Annotated in this window: 11 protein-coding genes; 9 read left to right on the top strand and 2 right to left on the bottom strand. The window is 70.0% G+C overall.

What is annotated here, in order from left to right:
* Window positions 1-4: 4 nt before the first annotated feature.
* The 9 genes from aspS to ACZ48X_RS17675 all read left to right on the top strand — a co-directional run bounded on the left by aspS (window position 5) and on the right by ACZ48X_RS17675 (window position 13,016).
* Window positions 5-1,315, top strand: coding sequence for an aspartate--tRNA(Asn) ligase (gene aspS, locus ACZ48X_RS17715; RefSeq protein WP_336348435.1), 1,311 nt, complete (start codon window positions 5-7; stop codon window positions 1,313-1,315).
* Between the two features lie 516 nt (window positions 1,316-1,831).
* Window positions 1,832-2,035 (top strand): hypothetical protein, encoded by a 204-nt coding sequence (locus tag ACZ48X_RS17710; RefSeq protein WP_336348436.1) that lies wholly within the window; start codon window positions 1,832-1,834, stop codon window positions 2,033-2,035.
* A gap of 31 nt (window positions 2,036-2,066) precedes the next feature.
* A complete protein-coding gene (locus ACZ48X_RS17705; protein WP_336348437.1) occupies window positions 2,067-2,894 on the top strand; it encodes a pantoate kinase in 828 nt (275 codons plus the stop codon).
* Window positions 2,895-3,025: 131 nt separating this feature from the next.
* Complete coding sequence (locus ACZ48X_RS17700) at window positions 3,026-5,851, top strand: DUF1508 domain-containing protein (protein ID WP_336348438.1); 2,826 nt, start codon at window positions 3,026-3,028, stop codon at window positions 5,849-5,851.
* 73 nt (window positions 5,852-5,924) lie between these two features.
* Window positions 5,925-6,683 (top strand): 4-phosphopantoate--beta-alanine ligase, encoded by a 759-nt coding sequence (locus tag ACZ48X_RS17695; protein WP_336348439.1) that lies wholly within the window; start codon window positions 5,925-5,927, stop codon window positions 6,681-6,683.
* 159 nt (window positions 6,684-6,842) lie between these two features.
* Window positions 6,843-9,389 carry an ATP-binding protein gene (locus ACZ48X_RS17690; RefSeq protein ID WP_336348440.1) on the top strand — a complete coding sequence of 849 codons (2,547 nt, stop codon included), beginning with the start codon at window positions 6,843-6,845 and terminating at the stop codon, window positions 9,387-9,389.
* Window positions 9,390-9,503: 114 nt separating this feature from the next.
* Entirely contained in the window at window positions 9,504-10,067 is a 564-nt protein-coding gene (locus tag ACZ48X_RS17685) for a DUF6517 family protein (RefSeq protein ID WP_336348441.1), read from the top strand.
* A 227-nt stretch (window positions 10,068-10,294) separates the two neighbouring features.
* Complete coding sequence (locus tag ACZ48X_RS17680; protein ID WP_336348442.1) at window positions 10,295-11,239, top strand: sulfide-dependent adenosine diphosphate thiazole synthase; 945 nt, start codon at window positions 10,295-10,297, stop codon at window positions 11,237-11,239.
* A 466-nt stretch (window positions 11,240-11,705) separates the two neighbouring features.
* Entirely contained in the window at window positions 11,706-13,016 is a 1,311-nt protein-coding gene (locus tag ACZ48X_RS17675; protein ID WP_336348443.1) for an aminoacyl--tRNA ligase-related protein, read from the top strand.
* Between the two features lie 9 nt (window positions 13,017-13,025).
* Here ACZ48X_RS17675 and ACZ48X_RS17670 read toward each other — a convergent pair whose 3' ends face one another.
* Both ACZ48X_RS17670 and ACZ48X_RS17665 read right to left on the bottom strand, forming a co-directional pair.
* On the bottom strand, window positions 13,026-13,619 hold the full coding sequence (locus tag ACZ48X_RS17670; RefSeq protein WP_336348444.1) for a hypothetical protein: 594 nt from the start codon (window positions 13,617-13,619) through the stop codon (window positions 13,026-13,028).
* Window positions 13,620-13,643: 24 nt separating this feature from the next.
* Window positions 13,644-14,945 carry a hypothetical protein gene (locus ACZ48X_RS17665; protein ID WP_336348445.1) on the bottom strand — a complete coding sequence of 434 codons (1,302 nt, stop codon included), beginning with the start codon at window positions 14,943-14,945 and terminating at the stop codon, window positions 13,644-13,646.
* Window positions 14,946-14,992: the final 47 nt, after the last annotated feature.

Genomic DNA, 14,992 nt, shown 5'->3' with positions numbered 1-14,992 from the left:
AGGTATGAGTTTCGAGAACCGGACGTACACGGCGGACGTGACACCTGGCGAGTCGGCGACGATTGCGGGCTGGGTGCACGAGGTCCGAGACCTCGGTGGCATCGCGTTCCTGATCGTTCGCGACAAGACGGGGAAGCTCCAGGTGAAGATAGAGAAGGACGAGATGGACGAGGAGCTCGTCGAGAGCGCGCTCGACGTCGCTCGCGAGAGCGTCGTCTCCTTCACGGGTGACGTGAAGGAGGAGCCGCGTGCGCCGACGGACGTGGAGCTCGTCCCCGAGGAGTTCGAGCTCGTCGCACCCGCGGACACGGAACTGCCGCTGGACCCGAGCGGGAAGGTCGACGCGGAGCTTCCGACGCGGCTCGACAACCGAACGCTCGACCTCCGGAAGCCCGAAGTGAAGGCGATCTTCGAGATCCGCGCGGAAGTCCTGCGTGCCGCACGCGAGTACTTCCGCTCGGTCGGTTGCACGGAGATCAACACGCCGAAGATCGTCGCGACGGGGACCGAGGGTGGCACGGAGCTGTTCCCGATCTCGTACTTCGGCGAGGAGGCGTTCATGAACCAGAGCCCGCAGCTGTTCAAGCAGTTGATGGCGGGCAGTGGCCTGGAGCGCGTGTTCGAGATCGGCCCGATCTTCCGTGCTGAGGAGCACAACACGCCCCGGCACCTGAACGAGGCGACCTCCATCGACTTCGAGGGGACGTTCTGCGACCACGAGGACGCGATGGACGTCGTCGAGGGCATCGTCGTCGCCGCGTACGAGGCCGTGAACGAGAACTGCGCCGAGCAGCTCGAAGCGCTCGACATGGCGGACGCGTTCGAGGTACCCGAGGGCGGGTTCCCGCGCTTGACGTACGAGGAGGCGCTCGACCGCATCAACGCGACGGGCGAGCTCGACGAGCGCCTGGTGTACGGCGACGACCTCTCCACCGAAGCGGAGCGCGCGCTCGGCGAGGAGATCGGGAGTCACTACTTCATCATGGATTGGCCGAGCGAGATCAAGCCGTTCTACATCAAGGATTACGACGACGACGCGGAGACGTCGACCGGGTTCGACCTCATGCATCCGTCGATGGAGCTCGTCTCCGGCGGCCAGCGCGAGCACCGCTACGACCCGCTCGTCGAAGGCTTCGAACAGCAGGGCCTGGACCCCGACGAGTTCGAGTACTACACGAAGATGTTCAAGTACGGCATGCCGCCGCACGCCGGCTGGGGCCTGGGCGCGGAGCGCCTCGTCATGACGATGCTCGGCCTCGGGAACATCCGCGAGGCCGTTCTGTTCCCGCGAGACCGTCAGCGGCTCAGCCCATAGGGCGGAGCCGCTGACAGGCGAACGGGAGCAGGGAGCGAATCTTCGATTCGCGACCGCGTTCCCGCGTGATTCCCAGTGGTCGAGCCCGGAGGGCGAGACCCTGGGAGCATGCGAGTGGCGCGTCAGCGCCTCTCGCTCAGTCGACAACGGCTCTCCCCGTAGGGGAGAACGTTGTCGGTCGGCGAGACCGAAGGTCTCGCCGAATCGCCAGCGTCTGAGTCCGTAGGGAGCGAGGTCGCGGAGCGACCTCGGAAACGCGAACGGCGACCGAAGGGAGCCGTGAGCGCGAAGACGTGGCGAGCCAGCGAGACGCTGACGCGTCTCGCGGTGACCGTCAGCGGCTCAGCCCATAGGGCGGCTGACAGGCGAGCGGGACTATCGAGCGGAGCGAGTGGTTCTTTCGGAGGTGTTCGGTGTGTGGGCCGTGGTGGCTGTTGCTTCGGAGTGAACTTGCTTTCACAGCATTCCAGGTTTATTTCACGTGTGTTTTTGTGGAACGACCTCGTGCGTGGCGGTATGGAACTCGTTACCGTGTTGTTCGTGCTGGCGGTGGTCGTCATCGTGGCGTGGTCGGGTGTCGCCGCGTGGGTGGTTCGCGAGGCGTCCGCGGCGGGCCCGGGGTCGGCCGCGAAGTGGGGGATGACGGTGCTGTGTACGGGGCCGGCGGGACTGGTCGCGTACCTGGCGCTCGGCAGTCCGAAGACGGGCGCGAGACGATAGGTCCTTGAACCGCGGGCGAGGTGTCGGTGGTATGGGCGAGGAAGCGACGGCGTTCGTCCCGGGGCACGTCACGGGGTTCTTCAGTTCGCATCCGGACGACGACCCGACGAAGGCCGGGTCGCGTGGTGCGGGGGTGACGCTCGCGGAGGGCGTGGACGTGACGGTACGGCCGGCGTCGGAGACGACCGTGTACCTGAACGACAGCACGATCGACGTCGAGCCGGTCGGGCGCGTACTGGACGCGCTCCAGGTCGAGGCGACGGTGTCCGCGGAGACGGACCTCCCGCTCGGGGCGGGCTTCGGCGTGTCCGGTGCGATGGCGCTCGGCGCGGCGCTGGCGGCGAACCGCGCGTTCGACCGGCGGCTCTCGGAGAACGAGCTCGTGACCATCGCGCACGGCGCGGAGGTCCAGTCGGGGACCGGCCTGGGTGACGTGGTCGCGCAGGCGAAAGGTGGCGTCCCCATCCGCCTGGAGCCGGGCGGGCCACAGCACAACCTCCTGGACGCGATTCCGGCACCGGCGCGCGTCGAGTACGTCTCCTTCGGCGAGGTGTCGACGGAGGAGGTGCTCGCGGGGAACACCGACCAGTTGAGTCAGGCGGGGAAGACGGCGCTGTCGCGAGTCGTCGGCGAGCCGACGCTCCGGTCGTTCGTGTACGCGTCGCGAGCGTTCGCCAGGGAGGCGGGGCTGCTCACGGACCGCGTTCGGGAGGCGATACTGGACGTGAACGACGTCGACGGGGAGGCGTCGATGGCGATGCTCGGCGACACCGTGTTCGCGCTCGGGACGGGACTTTCGGACGCGGGCTACGACCCGGTCGTGACGCGCTCGCATCCGGCGGGCGCGACGCTGCGCTGACGGCCGCTGCAATCGGTTCGGGGTCGATGCACGCACGAACACGAACGTGTTCTCATCGAAGAATAACCACTAGCGATTAGTATCCGAATATTATTACGGTTGATAGTCCTTCTGGCCAAGTGTGTTAGTCAATGTCTGGACTTCAGGGCGTCAATAACAGCCTGTTCCGGTTGTACGAGCAGTACGTGGGTGAGGCGGACTCGGCGAAGGACGTCTACGGGTACTGGGTGTTCATCGTGGGGTACCTCTCTGGGATGCTCGGCGTCCTCATCTACATCCTCGGGCCCGCGCAGGCGTCGGGGCAACAGTTCCTCCTTCGCGAGATATCGATAACCATCGCGTCGACCGGGCTCGCGGTAGCGTTGTTCGGAATCGTGCTCCTGTTGCCGGTGCGACAGCGCGGTATCCAGGCGAGCGTCGTCGGGCTCGCCGTCGCGCTCGGTGGCGTGACGTGGTTCGTGCTCGCGTACCCCGGTAGTTGGGCGCCGAATCAGGGGAATCCCGCGGTGATGGCGGTGTACGCGGTCGGCTGTGGCGCTCTTGCGGGGATCACCGCGCTCGTTCCGGTGTTGACCGGGGAGCGCGCGATGCTCGTGGAGAACGAGGGCATCGACGAGCATCCACCTATCATGCTCGGCGAGGCCGAGGAGGACGCGATGTTCGCGGTGCATCGCGACGACGCCGGCGACTGGACGTGGAACGTCGTGCACGAGGAGGCGATGGCGGCGGCGACCGGGAGCGCGAAGACGCGCCCGGACGCCGAGGACGCGATCGACGCGCTCAAGGAACAGATCGGGAACGCGCGACTGCTGGAGATCACGACCGCTGCGTTCCGGCTGTACGAGAACGCGGCCGAGGGCTGGCGGTGGATGCTGATGCGCGACGACGGGAGCGTCGTCGCGGAGAGTCACGGCGAGTTCGACGCGCGCGACGGCGCGGAGGGCGACGTGAGCTTCCTGAAGGACCGTGCGCCGACCGCGGAGGTCGTCGACATCGAGGGGGCGGCGTTCAACTATCGGCAGGACGACGACGGCTGGCACTGGGAGCTGCTGGACGACGACCGCCGGCCGTTGGCGTCGGGCGTGGCGGCGGCGAACAGTCGGTCGTCGTCGGTCGACGAGGCCGAGCGCGCGGGCGACCTGCTCGCGGCTGGCCGCACCATCGTCGTCGAGTCGTTCGGCGTGGAACTCTACGAGGCCGGTGACGGCTGGCGGTGGCGTATCGTCGACCCCGAGCAGCGCGAACTCGTGACGTCCCGGGATGCGTTCGACGGGCGACGGTCGGCGGAGGCCGCGGCCGAACGCGTGCTCGACGACCTCGGGGACGCGGGGACGACGGTCGCGGGCGACCCGACGTACGAGGTGTACGAGGACGACGACGCGTGGGAGTGGCGGCTGGTCGACGACGCGGACGACGTCATCGCGCGCCACCCGGAGCCGCGCGCGGACCGTGCGAGCGCGGAGGGGGAGGCGCGCGAACTCAAGTCCGGGGCGACGGACGCGGACGTCGTCGACGTGGACGGGGCGGCGTACGAGACGTACCCCGGGGCCGGGTCGACGGCCGAGAGCGAGGAGTGGCACTGGCGGCTCGTCACCGAGGACCGGTCGGTCGTCGCGGACAGCACGGAACCGCACGACTCCGACGAGGCGGCGCGCGAGGGAATCGAGCGCGTTCGAAGCCAGGCCGCGGAGGCGGACCTCATCGAGTTCGACGAGGCGGCGTTCCAGGTGTACGAGGCCGAGACCGGCGAGTGGCGGTGGCGGCTCATCGACGAGGACGGCGCCGTGATGGCGGACTCGGGGGCGGAGCACGACTCGCGCGGCGAGGCGACGGAGGCGATGTTCACGCTGAAGGAGAAGGCGCCGGACGCGGACATCATCGAGATCGACACCGCCGCGTTCGAGTTGTTCCGGGACGACGACCGCGGCGGCTGGGGGTGGCGGCTCATCGACGAGGCCGGGAAGCTCATCGCGGAGGACCCGCACGTGCACGATTCCCGGGCTGGTGCGCGCGAGGCGATGAACGAACTGACGTCGGACCTCCACGCGGACGTTCGGACGATGGACGCGCCGGCGTTCCAGACGTACACGGACGGCGAGGACTGGCGGTGGCGGTTCGTGCTCCCGGAGAACCGGACGGTGGCGGTGTCGGCGACGGCGCATCCGACGCGCGACGACCTCCACCAGTCGGTGTCGGAGCTGCGCGACGACGCGGCGGTCGCGTCGGTGTTCACGGTCGGCGAGCTGTCGGTGCAGCTCCAGGAGACCGACGAGTGGCGGTTCAAGCTCCTGGACCGCGACCGCGACGTGCTCGCGGACGGCGAGCAGTCCTACGAGACCGAGGACGCGGTCCGGGGGGTCGTGGAGGACCTCCGCGTGGACGCGTCGGACGCGCCGGTGTTCGTGCAGGACGCCGCGATGTGGGTGACGCAGGACGACGACGGCTGGCAGTGGGAGTTGCTGTCGGCCGACCGGGAGTCGCTCGCGACCGGTCCCGAAGCCCGGCGGTCGAGCTCGGAGGTCGTCGACCAGCTGGAGCGCGTGCAGCGGCTCGCGCCGGAGGCCGGCGAGGTCGACTTCGGCGTGGCGAGCTTCGAGGTGTACCCCGAGGACGAGGGCGACGCGCCGTCGTGGCGCTGGCGGCTCCTCGACGACGGCCGGACGGTCGTCACGGAGGGCGCGACGTCGTACCCGAGCGAGCGCGCCGCTCGTGAAGCGTTGGACGACGTCCGCGAACTCATCGGCGGTGCGAGCATCCTCGAGATAGATTCCGCGGCGTTCGAGCTGCACGCCGAGGACGACGGCTGGCGGTGGAAGCTCGTCGACGACAACGGCGACCCGATGGCGACGAGCACGCAGGTCTACGAGACGCGCGTCGAGGCGCGCGAGGCGATGAACACGGTGAAGGCCACCGCGCCGGACGGCTGGGTGAACTTCGCCGAACGACAGCGCGTCTGACCGGCTTCGCGGGGTCGACCCGTACTCGCGGCGGTTCCGACATTTTTTCACGCGTTCACCGTCGAGGAGTGGTATGAGCGAGGTGGACGTGCCGGAGGATCATCCGCGGTACGAGTCGTTGTTGACGCGGCACCGCATCGAGGACGGGGTGGCGAAGGGCATCACGAGCCAGCAGGGACTCATCGCGCAGGGGCGCGGCGAGGCGTTCGATTACCTGCTCGGCGAGGAGACGACGCCGAGTGCTGACGAAGCGGAGCGCGTCGCGGCGGCGCACCTCCTGCTCGCCGAGCACGCGGTGCTGTCGGTGAACGGGAACGTCGCCGCGTTGTGTCCGGGCGAACTCGTCGAGCTCGCCGACGTGGTGGGCGCGGACCTGGAGGTGAACCTCTTCAATCGGACCGAGGAGCGGATGCGCGCCATCGTCGAGCACCTGGAGGCCCACGGCGCGACGGACGTGAAGGGGCTGGCGGCGGACGCACGCATCCCGGGGTTGTCCCACGAGCGCGCGAAGGTGGACGCGGACGGCATCTACGACGCGGACGTCGTGCTCGTTCCGCTCGAGGACGGCGACCGCGCGGAGGCGCTGTCGGCGATGGGGAAGACGAACGTCGTCGTGGACCTGAACCCGATGTCTCGCTCGCCACAGACCGCGGCGGTTCCGGTCATCGACAACGTGGTGCGTGCGATACCGAACGTGACGCGGCACGCCCGCGACCTCGCGGACGCGACCGACGACGAGTTGCGCGATATCGTCGACGCGTTCGACGCGGAGGCGGCGCTCGCGGACGCCGAGGCCCGCATCCGCGACGGCGGCGACGGCAGCATCGACTGACGGAGCGGCGCGGTCTCGACGGTGGCGGGTGCGGTCGCGGCCGGCGTGCTGGCGGCCGCGTGCGGGAGGACCATGGAAGCCGAAAGGCGTTAGTTTGTAGACAATAGTTCGGTGGATAGAGATGCATATCGAATCGGGCGAACGGGAGGTGCGGTCGCGGTGACGGACCTGGCGGCGGACGCGGTCGACCGCCGACTCGACGACCCCGGTCGCGCGTACGACGCGCTCACGGGGCTGGATTCGTGGTTCGAGAACAAGCGCGTCCGGCGACTGCGGCGCGTGCTCTATCCCGCGTACCGCGTCGAGTACGCGTACGGGTCCGAGGCGGGGAGCGAGTCCGACGGCGCGGATGGGGACGGCGACCGGCGGACGGCGGTCGCGGTCCTCGACGGCCGCGAGGGCGATAGCGAGCGCGAACTGGCGCGGTACCGAGAGACCGTCCACGAGCCCGAACCGCTGGACGCGTCCCGGCTGGACCTCGGTACCGACGGTCGTGCGGGCACCGCGATGCCGCTGTCCTACCAGGTCGACGACGGGGACGCCGAGCGCGCGTTCCGCGAGCGCGCCGACGAGTGGCAGCGGCGAGCGAGCGCGAGCGACGAGACGAGCGGTCGCGTCGCCGACGCCATCGCGGACCGCCTCGGGTTCCCGAGCGACCTCGACCCCGAGGGCTTCGAGGGCGTCGTGGACGTCTCGCGGGTCTACCTGCCGTTCTGGTGCGTCGAGTACACCGCGAAGGGCGAGGACGAGACGTGGCTGCTCGGCGTGCGCGTCGACGACCGACGCGTCAGCCGACACCCGTGGGTCGCGCACCTCGTCGTCGACGAGCACGGCGACGAGTACCGACGCGTCGACCCGCTCGGTCACGGTGGCGGGGAGGACGCCAGCGTGGACAGCGAGTCGAGCGACGGCTCACTCGGCGACGTCGTCGGTGCTGGCGACCAAACGGCCGAGGGCGACGGCTCGACGTCCGGCGACGGTGCGTCCCAGCCTGGCGACGTTCGGACGCCGGACGGCGTGAGCGACGCGACGGCGTCGGCGTTCGACGCGGCGCCCGACCGGCGCTTCGAGGACGTCGGTGGGATGCACGACCTGAAGGCGGAACTCGAGGAGGGCGTGCTCGCGCCGCTCGCGACCCCGGAGCGCTACGAGGAGTACGGGCTCGGGGCAGTCAACGGCGTGCTCCTGCACGGCCCGCCCGGTTGTGGGAAGACGTACCTCGCGCGAGCGCTCGCCGGCGAGCTCGACCGGGCGTTCGGTGCGGTGACGCCCGCGGACCTCTCCAGCAAGTGGGTCGGGGAGGCCGCGGACAACGTCGCGGACGTGTTCGCGGTCGCGAAGGCGAACAAGCCCTGCGTGGTGTTCGTCGACGAACTGGACGCGGTGGCGGGCGACCGCGATAGGCAGATGACGAACACCGAACAGCAGATGGTAAACCAGTTGCTCGTCGAACTGGAGGACGCGGCCGACGAGGACGTCGTCGTCGTCGCGGCGACGAATCACGTGCAGGACGTCGACGACGCCATCCTCCGGTCGGGGCGGTTCGACAAGCACGTCGAGGTCGGGCCGCCGGACGCTGACGCTCGAAGAGAGATACTCGACGTCCACCTGCGCGGGCGACCGACGAGCGACGACCTCGACCTCGGGCCGGTCGTCCGGCAGTCGGCTGGGTTCGCGGCGAGCGACCTGGAGCTCGCCGTCGAGGAGGCCGCACGCGCCGCGCTCGACGCGGACGCGCCCGTCGGGACCGACCACTTGCTCGCGGCCGTCGACGACCTCGAGACGAGCATCGGCGACTGGCTCGACGAGTACGACGTCGGCACGCCGCCGAGCCGCGCCGGCGACCTCTCGGTGCCCGGTGACGTTGCCCTTCCCGCCACGGACGTCGTCGACACCGAGGTCGCGCGGGACTTCGAGGCGGTCCCGGGGATGACGGGAACGACGCGCGAGCTCGACGACCGCGTCGTCCACCCGGTCGCGAGCGCGGACGTCTACGACCGCCACGGTATCCCGGGGCTCGACGGCGCGCTCCTGTTCGGCCCGCCAGGCTGCGGGAAGACGTACCTCGCTCGCGCGGTCGCCGGCGAGCTCGACGTGCCGTTCCTGTCGGTGACGCCGTCGAAACTCGTCACTGACTGGCCGGGGTCGCCCGCGGAGGACGTCGCGGACGCGTTCGCGCTCGCGAAGGCGAACGCACCGAGCGTGCTCTTCCTCGACGACCTGGACACGCTCGCGGCCGCGGACCGCGGCCGCGGGAGCGCCGCGGAGCGCCGACTGCACGACCAGTTGACGATGGAGCTTCGCACCATCGTCGACCACGACGTGCTCGTCCTCGGCGCGACGCACCTCCTGAGCGACGTCGACGACGCGGTCCTGCACGCCGCGGCGTTCGACGAGCGCGTCGAGGTCCCGCCCCCGGACGCGGAGACGCGCGCCGCGGCGCTCGACGCGGCGGTCGACGACGCGCTCGCCGCGCCGACGCTCGACTGCGAGCGCGTCGCAGCGGCCGCGACCGGGTACGCCATCGCGGACCTCAAACTCGCCGCGGGGAACGCCGCGCGCGCCGCACTCCGCGAGAACGCCGAGGTCACGACGAACCGACTGCAGGCGGCCGTGGAGGCGACGCCGTCGACGCTCGCGAACTGGCCGGACCGCGAACGGTACAGCGAGAGCGAGCACGGGTCCACGCTCCGCTACATCGCCTGACTACCAGTGCGGTCGACGCTCCGCTACATCGCCTGACTACCCCCGCGGCTGGTTGGCCGTCCGTCGGCTCGACGCCGCCGTATCGTTTTCACGGCGGGGCTCGTATCGTGGTGTATGCCCGAGAAGCCGACGCTGTCGCTGCCGGGGAACTGGCGGGAGGTGAACGACGAGGAGTCGGTGGTCTTCTCGCTGCCGACGATGCGCGTCCGCGGGCACACGGTCGTCCACGAGGACGCGGACCTGCGGGACGCGGTCCGCGAGGCGACGGATGGCGCTGTCGACCAGCCGGTTCGGTTCGCGTTCGCGACGCATCTGGCGTTCGAGCCGCCGCTGCCGCCGGGCGCTGGGGTGGCGTCGGTGTTCCCGACGGTCCGAGAGGCTGCGGAGCGCGAGTTCGCGGCGGACCTCCGCGAGCGCGGGTTCGAGACGGTGTCCCGGGGGCGTCGTGACCGGACGCGGACCGACGAGGGCGTTCGCGTGGCGCTCCGGCAGTACGACGCGGCCGTGCCGGTGAACGGGGCGCGCGTGGACTGCGAGGGCTGGCTCGGCGTCTGGCACGACGCGGGCGACGTCTCGCTCGCCGGCGGCGCGTACGTCACGCGCCCCGTCGGCGGCGTCGACGTCGAGCCGGGTCGGTACCGCCGCGAGCTCCTGGAGGCGATCCGGACCGTGGAGTGAATCGACTCGGTTCGCATCCGGCGGCCGTCAGGCCGCCGGTTCCGGGTGGGTTCGGTTGGCATCCGGAGCGTGGAGTGAATCGACTCGGTTAGCATCCGGCGGCCGTCAGGCCGCCGGTTCCGGAGGGTTTCGTTCGGTACCGGCCCGTGGGCCTTTTCGATGTCGTCGATTCGGGAGCCGCGCGTACCGAAACCCATTTCTACCACCCGAGTATATCACTAGGTGGTATGAAGGACTTCGATTCGTTCAGCGACGTCGGCGAAGCACAGGTAACCCAGGCCATCGGCCAGGAATGGAGCGACGAGTTCCTCGACTACTCTGACACCGACGTCATCGTCGTCGGCGGCGGGCCCTCCGGCCTCATGGCCGCGAAAGAACTCGCCGAACGCGACGTCGACGTCATGGTCGTCGAGAAGAACAACTACCTCGGCGGCGGCTTCTGGCTCGGCGGCTTCCTCATGAACAAGGTCACCGTCCGCGACCCCGCCCAGAAGGTCTTCGACGAACTCGACGTCCCCTACGACGCCGCGCGCGACACCGACGACCTCTACGTCGCCAACGGCCCACACGCCGCGTCCTCGCTCATCAAAGCCACGTGCGACGCCGGCGCGAAGATCCAGAACATGACCGAATTCACGGACATCGTCGTCCGCGAAGACCACCGCGTCGCCGGCATCGTCATGAACTACACGCCCGTCCACGCCCTCCCCCGCGAGATCACGTGCGTCGACCCCGTCGCCGTCGAAGCCGACCTCGTCATCGACTCCACCGGCCACGACGCCATGGCCATCAACAAGCTCGACGAACGCGGCGTCCTCGAAGCCCCCGGCATCGAAGCCGCGAACGAACGCGGCCAAGTCATGGACTCCTCGGACGCCGACTCCTACGGCGCCCCCGGCCACGACTCCCCCGGCCACGACTCCATGTGGGTCGGCCAGAGCGAAGACCAAGTCGTCGAACACACCGGCCTCGTCCACGACGGCCTCGTCGCCTCCGGCATGGCCGTCGCCACCGCCTACGGCCTCCCCCGCATGGGCCCCACCTTCGGCGCCATGCTCGTCTCCGGCAAGAAAGCCGCCGAAGTCGCCCTCGACGAACTCGACGTCGACGCCCCCGACATCGAACTGAACAGCAACAACACCACCACCGCGCCCGCAACCGACGACGACTAAGCGACCATCTTTTTCCGGCGTCGGGTGTGCTCGCTGCGCTCACACACCGCTCCTTGGAAAAACATGGGTGAAAAACCTCCCGAGCGCGTCGCTCCCTCCGGTCGCTCGCGCTCGGTATAGGTGCGCTGGCGGCGACCGCGCCGCGACCACAACCGCAACCGCCACCGCGACCGCACAGCAACCGCGACCGCCACCGCACAGCAACCGCCACCGCGGCTGGGTTTACGTCTCGTGTAAACCTCGAGATGGCGTGACATGCCACCGACACCTATTTGATCGGTGGTGTCCTCGTTTCGGGTGCTATGTGTCGAACGCTGAGCGTTCGTGGTGGCAACCGCGAGTCCGGTGTGGCTCGCGGCTGGGTTCCGCGAACGTACTGAGAACCTGCTGTTCTGTGTAGTCGAATCACTCGATAGCGGCCGCGCTGGCCGACGTCGAACGGGTGTCGTTCTCGGAGGTGGTCGGGGTGCGTCGTAGCGACGCGTTCCTGGCGACGAGCCGGGAGGACCGCGGCGAAGAACGCGACGACGTCCGACTCGCGGTTCGGGCGGGGCTCGTCCGCCAGTTCGGGAGCGGCCTCTACGGGTTCGCGCCCACCGGCGAGCGCGTTCGCCAGAAGATAATCGACGTGGTCGCCGCGGAGATGGACGCCATCGGCGGGCAGCGCGTGAGTCTCCCCCAGCTCAACTACCGCGACGTGTGGGAGGAGAGCGGTCGCTGGGGGAGCTTCGAGGGCGAGATGTTCCGCCTGGAGAACCGCGACGGCGTCGAGATGTGTCTCGCGCCCAGTCACGAGGAGGGCGTCGTCCACCTCGTCGACGGCGTCGTCCGGTCGTACGACGACCTCCCCCTGCTCGTCTACCAGATCGAGTCGAAGCACCGCGACGACCACGCGCGAAACGGGCTCTTGCGGACGAAGGAGTTCACGATGAAGGACGCGTACAGCCTGCACGCGACCGAAGCGGGATTGCGGGAGACGTACCGCGAGGTCCGCGCCGCGTACTGTCGCATCTTCGACGCGCTCGGGCTGGACGTGGTCGTCTGCGACGCCGACAACTCCGTGATGGGCGGGAGCGCGAGCGAGGAGTTCGTCGCGCCCGTCGACGAAGACGGGACGCTCGACCTCGTCGCCTGCGAGCGCGACGACTGCCGGTTCGGCGTGACGGACGAACACCCCGAGTTCGGCGCGTACCGGCGCGAAGACGGCGAGGCCGTCGACGGAACCGACCGCGGGGGAACGAGCGGCGTCTGCCCCGACTGCGGCGGCGCGCTCGCCGCGACCGAGGGCGTCGAGGTCGGGCACGTCTTCCAGCTCGGCACGCACTACTCGGACGCGATGAACCTCGCGGTCGACACCGCTGACGGCGACCGCGCTCGCGTCGAGATGGGGAGCTACGGCATCGGCATCACGCGGATCGTGCAGACGCTCTGCCTCCAGCACGCCGACGCGGATGGCTGTCGCTGGCCCGTCACCGACCGCGGGACGGTCGCGCCCTACGAGGTCGCGGTCGTCCCCCTCGCGTACGAGGGCGACGTGAGACGGGCGGCCGACCGCGTGCACGACGAACTCGAGGCCGCGGGCGTCGACTGCCTGCTGTTCGACGACCGCGACCAGACCATCGGCGAGCGGTTCGCGGAGAGCGACCTCCTCGGCGTCCCCACGAAGGTCGTGCTCGGGAACCACTACGCCGACACCGGCGAAGTCGAACTCGAGACCCGGGACGGCGACACCCGCTACCGCGCGCTCGACGCCGCCATCGCGGAACTCGCCGGCTGAACGGCCCCGTCAGTCTTCGTCGTCGACGAGCGTCCACGCGTACTCGTCCTCCGTGACGAGGACGTCCGGCGAGAACGCGACGCGGACGTCGCTCGCGGTGACGTCCGCGTCGACCTGGACGGCGATCCAGCCGGTCGACGTCGCGCCGACGGTGAGTTCGCGGACGCTCCGATAGACGCCGTCCTCGTAGGACGCGGGGAGGCTATCGGGGCCGTCGACGGACTCGTTGAACGGACGCACGCCGGCGGACGGCGTCGCGGTCGCCCCGCCGTCGACGTGCTCGACGCCGACCTTCACGAACAGGAACTGCTCGCCGGCAGGCGCCGTCACGGTCTCCGTCCCGCCGTCGTCGGTCGCGCGCTCGTACGACTCCACGAACTCGTAGTCGACGACCCGGACCTCAACGGTCGCGTTGTCCTGGTCGAGTTCGACGCGCTCGCCGAGCGCGTACGTGTCGTCGCCAGCCGTGGTCGTCGCCGGTGCAGCGGAGTCGGTGGTCGTCGGGGCGAACGTCGGCGTGTCGACGCCCGCGGTCGAACAGCCCGCGAGCGCGACCAGCGCCGCGGCGACCAGCACGCCGACGACGCGTCGATTCGATGACATGGATCTACGACGCGGACGTGCCGCTTAGGCCTTCCCCCGGGTCGACGCGGCCGCGAGTCCGGCAGCGGTGCGATTCCCGGTCGTCGACCGCTCGACGACGACGGTGTTCCCGTCGCCCATCGACACGACCGCCGCGTCGACGAACGCGCGGTCGCCGGCGAGCAGGAGCGTCACCGTCTCGTTCACGCGAACGAGCCGGAAGGAGGCGTTCACGTCCCGCTCGCCCCGCCAGTCGTCGAACGCCGCCGCGAACTCGTCGGCGTCCCCGGTGGTGTCCCAGCGCATCGCCCACGTCAGGTTCCGCGTCTCCCCGCCGGGCCCGGAGACCATCCGGAGTTCGTCGCCGCCCCAGCCGGCGGCCGCGGTCGCGGACGCGTTCGCGTCGAGTTCCCCGCGGAGCGTCGCCCACACGTACGCCTCGCCCAATCGGTCGCCCGCGCTCTCGAACCAGCCCTCGCCCTCGACCGCGACCGCTATCGGCCGCACGGGCTCCTCGCTCGCGGTGAGGTTGTGCATGAGCTGTTCGGTGGTCTCGGGCGGGTTCGCGTACACCCAGGAGACGTTCGCGGGGTCGTCGAGGTGGTGCTCGGTCCAGCGCGCCCCGAAGTAGTACGGTGCGCGGAACACCCGCCAGCCGTCCGGGCCGTCCACGACCGCCTCGCGCACCATCCGCACCTGTCGCTCGACGCCGTCGCGCTGATAGCGCTCCGTGTACTCGCCCGCAATCCACACCGAGGCGCCCTCGACGGCGCCGCCGACGGCGAGCCGGCCGTCGGTCGTGACGGGGCTACTGGGCGCAGTCCACCCCTGCTGGAACTGGACGCTGTGGAACTGCTCGTGCACCACGACCTGTTCGACGACCGCGGGCGACGCACCCGCCGGCTGGACGTAGATGCGACCGTCACCGGTCGCGAGCCCGTGCGGGTCGTCCTCGGGATGCTTCACGAACTCCTCGAGGCCCAGGAGGACCTTCCGCGGGGTGTCTCGCGACCGGAAGTACTGACTGAGGTTCCGCGTGCCGAGCGTCGGCTTGTCGGCGTCCACGCCGAGCATCGCGGTGAGGTTCCGGAACGTCTCGGTGTCGTTCACGGCCAGCGATTCGGGGTCGGGCACGCCATCGCCGTCGTCGGTCGGGTCGGCGCTCGTCGACGTCTCGTCGGCCTGCGAGGGCGCGTCGGTCGTCGACGTGGCGGTCGTCGCGTCGCTATCCGCTTCCGGTTCGGTCGCGTCGTCGGTCGCGGTCGGCGCGTCCGTCGGGGTCGTCGGGCCGGTACACCCGGCGACGACGAGGAGGGCGACGACCGCGAGCACGGGGAGGGCTCGCATGGTTGCAGCTCTCTCGCGATGCACAAAAGGCTCGCGGAGCTATCGCG

Source organism: Halorubellus litoreus (assembly GCF_055378595.1).
This window is presented reverse-complemented; position numbering and strand designations above follow the sequence as displayed.